Annotated in this window: 13 protein-coding genes; 3 read left to right on the forward strand and 10 right to left on the reverse strand. The window is 38.5% G+C overall.

What is annotated here, in order from left to right; translation table 11 throughout:
- The first annotated feature begins 60 nt into the window (after nt 1–60).
- Nucleotides 61–954, forward strand: a complete 894-nt coding sequence (locus FHG08_RS17705) for a LysR family transcriptional regulator (protein ID WP_178957367.1) — start codon at nt 61–63, stop codon at nt 952–954.
- 239 nt (nt 955–1193) lie between these two features.
- On the opposite strand, the gene FHG08_RS17710 is transcribed toward FHG08_RS17705, so the two are convergent.
- The 6 genes from FHG08_RS17710 to FHG08_RS17735 form a co-directional block, all read right to left on the reverse strand.
- Nucleotides 1194–1688 carry a GNAT family N-acetyltransferase gene (locus FHG08_RS17710; RefSeq protein WP_178957369.1) on the reverse strand — a complete coding sequence of 165 codons (495 nt, stop codon included), beginning with the start codon at nt 1686–1688 and terminating at the stop codon, nt 1194–1196.
- Between the two features lie 468 nt (nt 1689–2156).
- The gene (gene arsJ / locus FHG08_RS17715; protein WP_178957371.1) at nt 2157–3371 is read right to left on the reverse strand and encodes an organoarsenical effux MFS transporter ArsJ; all 1215 of its coding nucleotides are present in this window, start codon (nt 3369–3371) and stop codon (nt 2157–2159) included.
- Between the two features lie 16 nt (nt 3372–3387).
- Nucleotides 3388–4392 carry an ArsJ-associated glyceraldehyde-3-phosphate dehydrogenase gene (locus tag FHG08_RS17720; protein WP_178957373.1) on the reverse strand — a complete coding sequence of 335 codons (1005 nt, stop codon included), beginning with the start codon at nt 4390–4392 and terminating at the stop codon, nt 3388–3390.
- Between the two features lie 2 nt (nt 4393–4394).
- On the reverse strand, nt 4395–4898 hold the full coding sequence (locus FHG08_RS17725; protein WP_178957375.1) for a dual specificity protein phosphatase family protein: 504 nt from the start codon (nt 4896–4898) through the stop codon (nt 4395–4397).
- A gap of 14 nt (nt 4899–4912) precedes the next feature.
- Nucleotides 4913–5935, reverse strand: coding sequence for an ACR3 family arsenite efflux transporter (gene arsB, locus FHG08_RS17730; protein WP_178957377.1), 1023 nt, complete (start codon nt 5933–5935; stop codon nt 4913–4915).
- A gap of 11 nt (nt 5936–5946) precedes the next feature.
- Nucleotides 5947–6708 (reverse strand): metalloregulator ArsR/SmtB family transcription factor, encoded by a 762-nt coding sequence (locus FHG08_RS17735; protein ID WP_036983845.1) that lies wholly within the window; start codon nt 6706–6708, stop codon nt 5947–5949.
- A 493-nt stretch (nt 6709–7201) separates the two neighbouring features.
- Here FHG08_RS17735 and FHG08_RS17740 point away from each other — a divergent pair, with 493 nt between their 5' ends.
- Nucleotides 7202–8827, forward strand: coding sequence for a methyl-accepting chemotaxis protein (locus FHG08_RS17740; RefSeq protein ID WP_178957379.1), 1626 nt, complete (start codon nt 7202–7204; stop codon nt 8825–8827).
- Between the two features lie 94 nt (nt 8828–8921).
- Here the strand turns inward: FHG08_RS17740 and FHG08_RS17745 are convergent, their stop codons facing one another.
- Nucleotides 8922–9233 carry a hypothetical protein gene (locus FHG08_RS17745; protein ID WP_178957381.1) on the reverse strand — a complete coding sequence of 104 codons (312 nt, stop codon included), beginning with the start codon at nt 9231–9233 and terminating at the stop codon, nt 8922–8924.
- A gap of 364 nt (nt 9234–9597) precedes the next feature.
- Between FHG08_RS17745 and FHG08_RS17750 the strand changes: the two genes are divergently transcribed.
- The gene (locus FHG08_RS17750; protein ID WP_178957383.1) at nt 9598–10158 is read left to right on the forward strand and encodes a TMEM165/GDT1 family protein; all 561 of its coding nucleotides are present in this window, start codon (nt 9598–9600) and stop codon (nt 10156–10158) included.
- Between the two features lie 93 nt (nt 10159–10251).
- Here FHG08_RS17750 and FHG08_RS17755 read toward each other — a convergent pair whose 3' ends face one another.
- From FHG08_RS17755 to FHG08_RS17765, 3 genes are all read right to left on the reverse strand, one after another.
- The gene (locus tag FHG08_RS17755) at nt 10252–10776 is read right to left on the reverse strand and encodes a DUF6436 domain-containing protein (RefSeq protein WP_178957385.1); all 525 of its coding nucleotides are present in this window, start codon (nt 10774–10776) and stop codon (nt 10252–10254) included.
- Nucleotides 10760–12226: a methyl-accepting chemotaxis protein gene (locus FHG08_RS17760; protein WP_138606766.1), complete on the reverse strand. Its 1467-nt coding sequence runs from the start codon at nt 12224–12226 to the stop codon at nt 10760–10762. The genes FHG08_RS17755 and FHG08_RS17760 overlap by 17 nt, the downstream gene beginning before the upstream one ends.
- Nucleotides 12227–12356: 130 nt before the next feature.
- The gene (locus tag FHG08_RS17765) at nt 12357–12911 is read right to left on the reverse strand and encodes an isochorismatase family protein (RefSeq protein ID WP_138606764.1); all 555 of its coding nucleotides are present in this window, start codon (nt 12909–12911) and stop codon (nt 12357–12359) included.
- Nucleotides 12912–12945: the final 34 nt, after the last annotated feature.

Genomic DNA, 12945 nt, shown 5'->3' on the forward strand with positions numbered 1-12945 from the left:
CATAATTAACAACCAAAAACACACTAAAAGTTTAATGATTAATTCCAAAAGGTTGATAATTTGATTGATTCAATAGAAGAACTAAAGATATTCAGTACAATTTTTGAACTCAAATCTATTCGAATGGCTGCTGATGCTCACAACCTAACGGCTGCAGCAGTGAGTAAAAGGTTGATAGCGCTCGAAAACAGACTGAGTGCTAAATTATTTTATAGAACAACACGGACCCTTAGTCCGACATTTACGGGTGAGAAGCTATATAACCATGCGCAAAGACTTTTAAGTATTAGCGATGAGATTGAACATGACCTCGACCCAACTAATACGTTAAAAGGAAAAATAAAAATAACTGCGTCAGCTTCTTTTACACAAAGCTATCTATTACCTGTGATTAGCAGCTTTTTAGAAAGTTACCCGCAGGTTAATATTGAAATCATTTCTACAGATAGTTTAGTTAATTTAACTGAACAAGGTGTTGATTTGGCGATTAGACATGGCCCTTCGCGAGATTCATCATTAATTGGTCAAAAGCTATCTGATACAAAGAGAGTATTATGTGCAACGCCGAGTTATTTAGAAAAAGAAGGAGTACCACAATCACCTGAATATTTAACTGATCATAGTTTATTAACCGTTGGGAATGAAACTAACTGGTCATTCATTAGAGAAAGTGAACGAAAAACAGTTAAATTAAACCCCAGCTTTTCTTCTAGCTTAGGGGATAGCGTTTTGGGTATGGTGGAATTAGATCATGGTATTGCACTCTTGTCAGATTGGCATATTAAAGAAGGTGTTGAAAAAGGGCGCTTAAAGGTTATTTTAGAAGATTGGGAATGTGACCCATCAATTTCAATTAACCTATTATATCCGTCTAGGAAAAACCAATCGATGATAGTTAGAAACTTCATTGACCACTTGAAAGAATGGATAAAAAGCAATCCGCTTTCAAAATAGACTTAACTTGTTGGGGTGTTCACTACTGTTAACTTTTTAGGGTAGTAGCCAGCGTCACTTAAATTGAGATTTATTAACTAAAGTCTCGCCTTAAATTTAAGTAGGTTTAATAGTTTAATTAACAATATTAATTACAACAAGCCTGAAGAAGCCTTAATGTATCAATATAGAATTAGTGAGTGGGCTATTTCCGTTTTGTGCCATGAGCAGACATTGGTAACGCCCTCCATAGTCTCTTGTTAGGCATTAGTGATAACAAACTCGTGGTAGCCTTCTGTTTCAGGAGGGTCAACTTTATCAACACGCATAACATTTAATTTAGCAAACAAACTATTCCAAAATTTTAACGCTAAACTATCGTTTAAGTGGACTGCTACATGCCACTGATTTGTTTCAACAGGCATCAAATTTTGAATAACAAATTTGGCAATGCCTTGTTTTCGGTATTTGGGTAGAATAAAAATATCAGCCAACTCAGGTATTTCTTTGCCAACGATCTCAGTTGGTTCTACGGTAGCAAAACCAGCAATTTGGTTAGAAACGAGTACAAGATAAATACTGCAGTCTTCCTCACCACGAACTACACATTCTAAATACTCTTCATCAATATCATAGCAACCATCTAAACCAATATCTTCTAAGTCAAATATACTTTGATGGTATTGATAAAACTGCCACAACATTTTTATTGCAGCGATATCAGTTGATTCAGCTTTTCGTATTGTAGTGTCCATTTTATACCTATTTCCTTATGTGTGCTCCGGCATTAGCTTTCACTAAAGGGATGAAGATTCGCCAGTAGCTATCTTTAAAAAATATCATGTTATTAAACGAAAACTACTCGAAAATAACAACAAAATAAATTTTAAGAATGGATTGAAAAAAACGCCAATAAGCTAATAGTCATACGGATAAAGTTTCACGTCAAACAGAGAAACTCGACTGACTGCTTATCGCCAAACAGCCGAGGTTCGGCTCAGTGCCAATTTCAATCATGCGGTATACCTTCCCTCTGCCTCAAAACGCTTTAGGGTAAATACTTTATAGGTGTCTTTGAGCTAATTTATACGTTCACTCCTTTTAGAAAGGCAGTAGTTTTGTGTCACAATGCAACCATTAAGCTAAAAGCTTATTGCCATGAGGTAGTTAACTATCCCCTGACGGATGAGTGTCATAGGATAGTTATTAAATCAGCTATATAATTATTTAGTTGCTTTTGTTGGTAACTTTGTTGAGAAAAGCCCAGCCAGTGTAATAAATACAAACGATATCGCTAAACAAGCCGCTAACCCATATAGCTGGAAAATCCAGCCTGACAATACTGTACCAATCAAACGCCCCATCGCATTAGCCATATAGTAAAAGCCAACATCGAGGGAAACACCGTCGGCATCTGCCATGCTAACAATTAAATAACTGTGCAGCGATGAATTAATGGCGAACAGTACACCAAACAACATTAAACCAGCAATAAGCACTGTTTTTACTTGCCAATTAAAATACAGGGATAAAGCGATACCTAATGTAACCAGTGCCAGTGAACTCGCCCATTTGGTTGTTTCTATAGCAGGCGAGAACCCTTCTTTGAGATTCATTACCTTAGGTGCGATAGATTGTACGAAACCGTAGCCAATCACCCATAGTGCCAAGAAGCCGCCTACCGTCCAATGATCCCAATTAAAGGCTTGCGATAAAAATACGGGCAGTGCAATCACAAACCAGACATCACGTGCACCAAACAAGAATAGTCGTGCAGCCGACAAAAGGTTAATTGAACGACTTTTTGAGAATATATCGGTGAACTTAGGTTTGCTCTTCGCTTTTCCTAAATCACTTTTTAAAGCGTAAAGGCTGTAACACCATACAAGTGCTAAACCACCCGTCATCAACAGCATTGCACCTTTAAACGATAATAAGGTTAACAGTAAACCACCCAAGAAAAAGCCAACGCCTTTTAATGCATTTTTGGAGCCTGTTAATATAGCTACCCATTTGAAAAGCGTGCCTTCTTGCCCATCGGTAACCAACGACTTGATAGCACTTTTAGCGCTCATTTTATTTAAGTCTTTGGCAATACCAGAAAGCGCTTGGGCAATCATCACATATACAACTGTTAACCATTCAGAGGGAACAGCTAGCATGAGCAAGGCAACAATTTGAATAGCCAAACCAATGTTCATGGTTTTATTTAGCCCTAAACGAGCACCTAAGAAACCGCCAATCAAGTTGGTTACAACGCCAAAGATTTCATAAAACAAAAACAGCATAGCAATACCAAGCGGGCTATAACCTAACGCGTGGAAATGAAGCACTACCAACATGCGTAGTGCACCATCGGTTAAGGTAAATGCCCAATAATTACCTGTAACAACAAGGTATTGCTTAATATCGTCTGATAATGATGCCAAGCGCTTCATAGTGTTACATTACCCTTTAAATTGATAAAGCGACTTTACGAGCAAGCTCAGCCGTTCTGTTGGCGTATCCCCACTCGTTGTCATACCATGTGTACAGCTTCAACTGAGTGCCGTTAACGACCATCGTTGACAGTGCATCAACAATGCTAGAACGCGGGTCAGTTTTATAATCGATAGATACTAGCGGCTTTTCTTCATAGCCCAAAATACCTTTTAACTCGCCTTCAGCCGCTTCTTTCATCCAAGCATTAATTTCAGCTTCCGTTGTTGCACGCTCAACTTCAAATACACAATCAGTTATTGATGCATTTGCTAGTGGTACGCGAACGGCGTGACCATTTAGTTTGCCTTTTAATTCAGGGAAAATATGGGTAATAGCCGTTGCAGAGCCCGTAGTGGTAGGGATTAGGCTCATGCCACAGGCACGCGCTCTGCGTAAATCTTTGTGCGGAGCATCTAAAATGGTTTGAGTATTGGTAATATCATGGATAGTCGTCATCGAGCCGTGTTTAATGCCGATTTTATCCTGTAATACTTTTATCACTGGTGCTAAGCAATTGGTGGTGCAAGATGCTGCTGTCACAATGGCATGTTGTTCAGCATTATAAAGGTGGTCGTTAACCCCCATCACCACATTGAGTACGCCTTCTTCTTTCACTGGTGCAGTGACCACCACCTTCTTAACACCTTGATCTAAGTAGGCTTGCAGCAGATCGGTTTTTTTCATTTTACCTGATGCTTCAATGACGACATCACATTCAGACCAATCCGTATCGTTAATTGCTTGATTTTGAGTGACCCGAATAGCTTGACCGTTGATTATCACATTATTGTCATCATTAGATACATCATGTGACCAAGTGCCATGCACTGAATCGTATTTTAATAGGTGTGCCAGTGTTTCTGCGTTGCCAGCAGGATCGTTGATTTGCACAAACTCAATATTTTGCCAACCAAAGGCTGCTCTAAGCGTTAATCGGCCCATGCGGCCAAAACCGTTAATACCAATTTTAATTGTCATGGTTAAACTCCTACTTTTTGATATTCATTAAAAAATGAAAGTTGCACAGGATTAGAAAGCGCCTTGGGGCGTACTTTCTGTACTTGGTTAATAATGCTTGTCTTGTTGTAACCTAACTCATACATCAGTATGCCAATCACTAAGCCCGTGCGACCTGAACCGCCTTTACAGTGCACAGCTATCGTGCCCTGATTACGCAAAATAGCTAACACGTCATCAAGGTGAGATTTGAACGCCGTTGCAAAGTCATTATTAGGCGCATCATCATCTAAAATAGGTAACTGAAACCATTTTATGCCTTGTTCGTTACAAACTTGAGGAAGTGTTTCGGCCTCGTTTTTCTTTATTTCTGCGTCATACATCAGAGTAACAATCGCTTGTGCTCCCGCATCTTTTAGTTGCTTTACCGATGTTGTTAAATCAACCTCTTTCGTTCCTGGGCATGGCGTAAATATAAAACTAGCGCCATTATCAAGTGTCAGTTTGTCATAAGGGTGCATTTGCATAAGAATCCTCTTAATTATTCGTTAAACCAATGTTTTGTTCTGTTTACAATCGCTACGAGAGATAGCATCACAGGCACCTCTACAAGTACACCAACCACGGTTGCTAGCGCTGCACCTGAATGCAAGCCAAAAAGAGAAATCGCTACAGCTACAGCCAACTCAAAGAAATTTGATGTACCAATTAAGCACGATGGAGCTGCAATGTTATGTTTAAGCTTGATTTTTAGCGCAATAAAATAGGCAATGATGAAAATGCCATACGTTTGAATAACCAGCGGAATAGCGATTAACAAAATATTGAGTGGTTGGTCTAAAATAGTGTTAGCTTGAAAGCCGAACAACAGCATAACTGTGGCTAATAAACCAATGACAGAAAATGGTTTTAACTTTTCTAACAAGGCTGTAATAGTTGTTTCATCGCGACCTGAGGCATTTAAGTGCTTTCTGGTCAATATCCCTGCAATTAAAGGCAGTAATACGTACAACACAACCGAGGTGAACAAAGTTCCCCACGGCACATGAATATCCGATACCCCCAGCAGTAATCCGGCAAGTGGGGCGAATGCAAAAATCATGATAATGTCGTTAACCGACACTTGAACTAACGTGTAGTTTGCATCACCTTTAGTTAATTGCGACCAGACAAATACCATTGCCGTACATGGCGCTACGCCAAGTAAAATCATTCCTGCGATATATTCTTGTGCAGTTTCTGGTGAAACAAAATCTGCAAACAATCCTTCAAAGAAAAGCCAACCCAATGCAGCCATAGAAAATGGTTTGATAAGCCAGTTAATCACTAAAGTTAACACCAGTCCTTGTGGATTTTTACCCACCTCTTTAATTGTTGAGAAATCTATTTGTACCATCATGGGGTAGATCATTACCCAAATGAAGATGGCAACGACGATATTAACATGCGCCACTTCGAGCTCTGCGATTGCTTCAAAAAGCGGCGGGTAAATAACCCCTAATGAGACACCAGCAGCAATTGATATAGCGACCCAAACAGATAAATAGCGTTCAAAAATTCCCATAATAATACTCCCTAGTTACAGCAGCTTGCTACACGCGTGGGACGATCACCCATCGCATTTAATCTGGCTAGCTCTTGTTCAATGAAAATGGGATCATTCACTACCGTTGATGTAATAGTTTGCTTCATCCACTCTGGTAGTGTTGGATTGATCGAATAAAAAACCCATTGCTGGTGTTTTCTATCGGATAAAATGCCCGTTTTTCTAAGTTGTGCTAAGTGACGAGAAACTTTAGGTTGGCTCTCTTCACTCAAAGCAGTCATTAGCTCACAAACACATGCTTCACCTTCAACAGCAATAATTAATAGACTCTTCAAACGAATATCATCAGCTAGCGCTTTGTAAAAAGTAGTTGGTGTGATTGGCGCTAGTTTTTGCTTTTCTTTTGTTAGCAAAAACATTTTGAGCCGTTCATTTAGCTCTTGTAGTGTTTTTTCAAACGGATTGGCTTCTTTGCGGGAACGAGGTTCAGGAAAATCCCACGCAAGGCAATTGGTGCCATTAACTCGACTATCGCACTCTTTTGCCGCTTTATCACACAGGGTAATAACAAAATCAAAATGGATATTGCTAACTTCATCAAGGTGTTTTGAGCGTAAACCATCGGTACGCAACCCAAAGTGTTCAATAGCTGACAGCGTTCGACTGTCCACATTATTTGGCTCAGTACCAGCGCTGTAAACCTCGTACTCACCTTTACCATGATGTTTTAACAACGCCTCGGCCATGATAGATCTCGCCGAGTTTTCAGTGCACAAAAATAGAACTTTCATAACCACTCGCATAACAAATTTGTTATATAATAAATTTGTTATGCGGAAGGTGCAATAGTAATCGTTGAAAAAGAAATAAATAGGAATATTGTTTGAACGATACTGTCAGTCTTTACTCAATCATTTATTTTCATCACAGTTTAATGAACGCCTTTTTAGAGTTAGTTTTCCATTATTAAATTGATGCTTAGAAACTCTGTTGGGTGGCGTCTTCGGCTTAACCAACCTACCTTTTGACGTAGGTCGAATAAGTGGCGAAGCCATGCGTTCCACAATCACCTTGGCAATGAGAGTCCGCGAAAAATACTAGAATACGAAACACCTGCGGAACGATTTAAGCTGTATGTTGCATAGAATGGTTGAACTCACAGCGCTAAGCGGAACTTCAATCAAAACATAAGAATTATTAAACCTAAATATTTTATTGTAAAAATTCAGTAAAATTTTTTATTCATATTATACTTTTTTATTATTGCTGTAATTTTGGATAACTATGTTAAACAATTATTCTGTGCGTACCCGTTTAGCCGTGCTTGCATTGCTGCCAATTATGATTTTTTTAATTACATCGTTTTTTTCAATAAACACAATGGGAAGGTTAGTAGCAGGGATTGATAGTTTATACGACGACCGTGTCGTACCACTTAAGCAAATTAAGCATGTGTCAGATAATTACGCCGTAAATATTGTTGATTTACTTCACAAGTATCGTGCTGACTCTATTACCAAGTCAGAACTCTTAGCAAATATTAATGATGCTAGAAATACGGCTGATAATGAATGGAAAGCTTACTTGAGCACAAAGCTAACAGTTGAAGAAAAGCGCTTGGTAGATAACGTTGAAAAGAAACTAAAGCCTGTGCTTATGCATTTGAATAATTTAATTGTAAGCATTAATAATGGTGAGTTTTTATCACTACCACAAAATAAATTTGTTTATGAGCTTTACGAACTCTTTGATCCGCTTAGTGCCAGTTACCAGGCTTTAATTGATTTACAACTTAAAGAAGCGAGTGACTTTAGAGTCAAAGCTGATGAAAATTATAAATTAATAAAGTTAATAATGAGTGCCACGATCGCAATATTGATTTTACTATTACTGATTGTTGCCTACTTTATTTACTGCTCGATACAAAATCCATTAATGTCATTACGCGATACCATAACGAATATTGCAACCAATGCCGATTTAACAGCTCGTGCTAAGGTTCAGGGTAAAGACGAAATTGCAGATACCGCATCTAACTTTAATGATATGTTACTTCGGATCCAAGATTTAGTAAAAGATATGGCAGGAGCAACACTAACACTTGCTTCAGCAGCTGAAGAAATGAACTCAATTAGTATTCAAGTAGCCAGTACAGCAACCCAGCAAGAGCAACAATCAGCTATGATTGCAACTGCAATTACCCAAATGAGTAGTGCAATAGAGCAAGTTGCTCAAAACGCTCAAGTAACCTCTGACAAAGCAACAAATGCCGACATAAAGGCAGGTCAAGGACAACAAGCTGTTGCTGATAATATCGAGTCAATAAATACGCTTTCAACTTTGGTTAATACAAATACGCAGCTTATTGCAGACCTAAATACTCAAACCAATGATATAAACCAAGTTGTGATGATGATTCAAGGTGTGGCTGAGCAAACAAACTTGTTAGCTTTAAATGCAGCCATTGAAGCAGCAAGAGCTGGAGACTCTGGTCGTGGATTTGCCGTTGTAGCCGATGAAGTAAGGCAACTTGCCCACAACACTCAAAAAGCAACCGCTAGCATTAATGAAATGATCACAAAACTACAAGGTATGGCTCAGCAAGCAGTTAGTGCTATGAGTAACGCTGAAAGCAGTGCTAAAGAAAGTGTTGACCACGCTAATTTTTCTTCACAGGTGCTCAGCGAAATTAACCAAGAAGTCACCGAAATTGCAGATATGAATACTCAAATATCAACCGCAACTCAGGAGCAAAAAATGGTCGCAAATGAGCTAAGCAGCAATATTAATGAATTTAGTTCTAGTATTACTTCGGTTAGCGAAAGCTCACAACAAAATGCTCAAGCATCGCAAGAACTCGCACAGCTTGCGGCAATGCTACAAGGACAAGTTAATGTATTTAAAGTTTAGGTGCTTTAATTTTGAGGCATATTAGCGCTTATACTTTAAATAAAAACCTTATATGCCATCATTTAAATGATTAAATGATGGCATATTGGTTATTTTAAGCGCGAGTTTGATTAGATAATATACTTATCCAATCATGGGGGTTTGAGAGTATAAACTGATACGAACTGCCATCTTGCGTGAAAACCTCTATCGCATCAGCTGTTATTGGCACAAGGCCTGCGCCCTTGCCTTTACATTCAACCACTTTTAAAATTGTATCGCGGGCAATTGTGTATTGTTCTAACCCCAATTTTTCATTAAAAGGTTCAAAATTTAAGTCGGTTTGCGTGATCCAAAACTTTCCGTCCGCTTTCATAACTCCATTTTGAATGGTTGCCATTGTTGATTTAACGATTGTTCCTTGCATATTTTAATCCCTTCACACATGTCTATAATTTCAAATTGCTCAACTTCCATCTGTTTATTATTACAGCTGACTTGATAGCTCAAAGCAAGTTTATTTGTGCACTAACACCACAAAGAGACCTATTAAATTTAAAAGTTACCCGCATATATTTACCTGCTTTAAACTTTGTGGAATAATCGCCCTCCTCTTAGGGGAGTAGCCCGCTCAGTAATGAGTAAACTTATCAACATAATTGCACCTTAAGTGCATGGTAAGTTTGTAATGTTGTAGCAAGCGTTATCGGCGAGACCTAGGTAGACACTATCCTCATGGCGGGAGATAGCTGTTTGCCTTGGTTTAATATTCCCGCCTGAAGATTATATTAATGGATATTTTTTTAACCTCTACCGTCACTGTTGCCCTTGCCGAAATAGGCGATAAAACTCAACTTCTATCGCTATTACTTGCGGCACGTTTTCATAATAAAATAGCGCTTATTTTAGGTATTCTTGCCGCTACTATAATCAATCATGGTTTATCTGCCTGGTTTGGTGATTGGTTAAGTGGTAATTTTGCTGTTGAATACTTACCTTGGGTAGTCAATATAAGCTTTATTGTTGTTGGCTTATGGCTGCTTATTCCCGATAAAGACGAAGACGTTAGCCACAAGTACGATCGTTATGGGGCATTTTTAGTGGCCTTAATCTTATTTTTTATTGCTGAAATTGGCGACAAAACTCAAATAGCGACTGTATTATTGGGTGCACAATATCAATCCGTTTTGTGGGTAACAATTGGTACAACTCTTGGTATGCTGATCGCAAATATACCCGTTATTTATGCCGGTAAGACGTTACTAAAAAGAATTCCATTAAACACAGTAAGAGCTATTGCCGCCACTGTATTTGTATTACTAGGTGTTTATGGCTTAATAACCATGGTGTGATTAAGTAACCTACAACAAAAAACCGCTTACCTAAAGTAGGTAGGCGGTTCAAGGAAGTATAAGCAGTTATCGTAGAATAAAAACGAGCTTCTTTTATGCTCGGTTAATGCAATAGCACCCTTTTGTGTTGGCAATTAACAAAGATGAGTTAAAACCAGCCTGTAAATTGCTTATCACGGTCTCTACAAACCCGCTACCTTGTGAACAAGCCAACCCTTCTGATAAAGGTCCTGCATAAACAAACTCACCATTTTTATCAATTAACACTGCGGCTGGCGTTGCCGGAACCACTGACTTTAGTTGGCTATTGAGTTTAAATGTTTGAACCTCAACGCCCTGATTTTTCGCAAAGCGCTGTAAGGCTGATAAGTGCGGTTTAGCTTGTATGGTACAGCCACAATTATCTTCAGTGATAATAAGTAGTTGCGCACTATCTTTGTTTTGCCAAACAACGTGTTCTTTAAATTGCGAAAACCAGTTACGGCGCTCAAGCATTTTATTCTCATCAAAAGGCTTTAATTGACCAAGTTGAAAATACACTAAGCCCGACACAACAACCACAAACCACACACCAATCAATGTAAAAGTAAAATAGCGCTTATTAGTTAAATTTTGCAATACTTTGCTCTAATACATCGATACTGACATCAATCATTTGTACCTTAGCGGTAAGTTGATCAACAATTTTTCCGTCTTCATATTGGCGTTGACGCATTTGATCTGTGCTTGTTGCAATCTGCTCAGTATTGCCAGCCTGTTCAGCAACTACTTGCGCAACTGAGTCAGAACTTGTGGATACGGCCTGTATTTGCTCGCTCATGGAAGAGATATTCTCTTTCATGGTGGCACTAATTTTCGTAAGATCTACAACAAACTCAACACACTGATTCATGGATTGTGTTGAAGTACGGCTGTTATCCACTAAATCTGTTAATGTAGATGCTATTTTAGCTGTTGTTTTCTGGCTGTTATTCGCTAAAGAACGAACCTCATCTGCAACTACAGCAAAACCACGACCATGCTCACCGGCTCTAGCAGCTTCAATTGCAGCATTTAACGCTAGCAAATTAGTTTGATCAGCTATACCTGATATCTCATTCAATAAGCTTGTAATTACATCTCCAGCAGCCACTAAATGACTTAATTGCTCTTCGGTATTAGTTAATAACGTGAGCAACTCTTTACTCTTACTGTCTGTTTGTAACACTTCTTGTAAAGCAACATGGGCAGAGTCGGTAATGTTGCTCACTTGCTGCTTTAAAATATTGCTTTCTTGCTCAACCAGTTTAAAACCATGAGCAACTTGTGAACCTGAATTAGCTATATCATCAGTTTGTGTATTTCGGTGCTTAGCACTGTCTGCCAGCTCATCATGGACATTTATTAACTCTTGGGAGTTATTTTTTAATGAATCAGATTGCGTTTGCACCTGCTTAATAACATCCGACAAGTATTCTAGTAGCGTGTTAAAACCTACCACTGCACTGCTATCTGTATCATCTGCTCGCATTGAAAGTTTTATTTGATTTGGGTCTTGCATTATTTGCTCTGTGGTATGACTTAACGACAAACCAGCTTGGCGTTCACGCTTTAATGTCACTGCAATAAAGCCAGCAACAAGCGCTTCAACTATGGCATAGGCAGCGTGAATAAGCACAGTTGAAAAAGCTAAACGATCAGGGTCGAAAACATAAAACCCAGTATTTTGCGTTTGTAAATAGTAAAAAGATAAATGATGAATAGCAACAAACACAATAGCCGTAATAAACACTCGCCATTCAACAAACATTATCAGCATGGCTAGGAAAATAAATATTTCGAAATGGACCTCAATAAGCCCATACGCTTGCTGAATATGCAAAAATGAAAACATCATGATTGCAGCAGCAACAACATGAGGTGTAACTTTACTTTCGGGTTGGGTTTTTAATAACCAAATAGGAAGCAAGCACAAGGGCAAGCCGACCAGAAACGCCTCTGTTAGTGTATCGAAATAAAGGCCGATACCAACAGATTCGACAAACAAAAAACAGAATATGATTGTAAACAATCGACTCACACTAGACATAAAAACCTTAATTAATTTTGTAATAAATTAAACACGCTAGTTGTTAGTATAGCCCTTAACAACTGGCAATTTTTTATTTTAAATCAAGCCGAACATTATCAATTAGGTTGATTTAAAATTTTTTAGTGCGCTACTTAACAATTGATAGTATTTGTTTAAAAGTAGACGTCCCTGCTTTTTTTGTCCATTGGAATATTATTGTTTCAGCACATGATATTACTGCTCCTGCTTGACGAAGCTGCTCAACTGCAATGGCTTTGTGCTCTGCATTTCTTGAGGCTATTGCATCTGTAGCAACAGTCACTGCATAACCATGTTGTAGTAAATCTAAACAAGTTTGTAATACACAAACATGCGCCTCTGTACCAGTAACTACTACATGAGGGCGCTGCAATAGCGAAATAGTATCTAAGAACCCCTCTTCGGCGCAGGCACTAAAGCTTATTTTTTCAATATACTGCGCGCTAGGTAAAGCTTGCTTTATTTTCTCATCACTTTCACCTAGCCCTTTTTTATAATGCTCTGTAATTATTGAAGGAATTTGATGAATAGCACTTGCATTTGCAAGTTGTAAAGCACACTCTAGAGTCGTATTAAATGAAGCGATGGCCGGAGCCAGTTTGCTTTGCAAATCGATGACTAAAAGCACGCTGTGCTCTGAGTTAATATTTTCTCTAAAATTCATATGGAGTCCTTTGACTTTTGCTAAACTGACTTTT

The organism is Pseudoalteromonas sp. Scap03 (assembly GCF_013393115.1).
Taxonomy (GTDB): domain Bacteria; phylum Pseudomonadota; class Gammaproteobacteria; order Enterobacterales; family Alteromonadaceae; genus Pseudoalteromonas.

Excerpts from the sequence above, each read along its gene's own strand:
- FHG08_RS17710 (WP_178957369.1), bottom strand. The coding sequence starts at position 1,688 with ATGGACACTACAATACGAAAAGCTGAATCAACTGATATCGCTGCAATA.
- arsJ (WP_178957371.1), bottom strand. The coding sequence starts at position 3,371 with ATGAAGCGCTTGGCATCATTATCAGACGATATTAAGCAATACCTTGTT.
- FHG08_RS17720 (WP_178957373.1), bottom strand. The coding sequence starts at position 4,392 with ATGACAATTAAAATTGGTATTAACGGTTTTGGCCGCATGGGCCGATTA.
- FHG08_RS17725 (WP_178957375.1), bottom strand. The coding sequence starts at position 4,898 with ATGCAAATGCACCCTTATGACAAACTGACACTTGATAATGGCGCTAGT.
- arsB (WP_178957377.1), bottom strand. The coding sequence starts at position 5,935 with ATGGGAATTTTTGAACGCTATTTATCTGTTTGGGTCGCTATATCAATT.
- FHG08_RS17735 (WP_036983845.1), bottom strand. The coding sequence starts at position 6,708 with ATGAAAGTTCTATTTTTGTGCACTGAAAACTCGGCGAGATCTATCATG.
- FHG08_RS17740 (WP_178957379.1), top strand. The coding sequence starts at position 7,202 with ATGTTAAACAATTATTCTGTGCGTACCCGTTTAGCCGTGCTTGCATTG.
- FHG08_RS17745 (WP_178957381.1), bottom strand. The coding sequence starts at position 9,233 with ATGCAAGGAACAATCGTTAAATCAACAATGGCAACCATTCAAAATGGA.
- FHG08_RS17750 (WP_178957383.1), top strand. The coding sequence starts at position 9,598 with ATGGATATTTTTTTAACCTCTACCGTCACTGTTGCCCTTGCCGAAATA.
- FHG08_RS17760 (WP_138606766.1), bottom strand. The coding sequence starts at position 12,226 with ATGTCTAGTGTGAGTCGATTGTTTACAATCATATTCTGTTTTTTGTTT.
- FHG08_RS17765 (WP_138606764.1), bottom strand. The coding sequence starts at position 12,911 with ATGAATTTTAGAGAAAATATTAACTCAGAGCACAGCGTGCTTTTAGTC.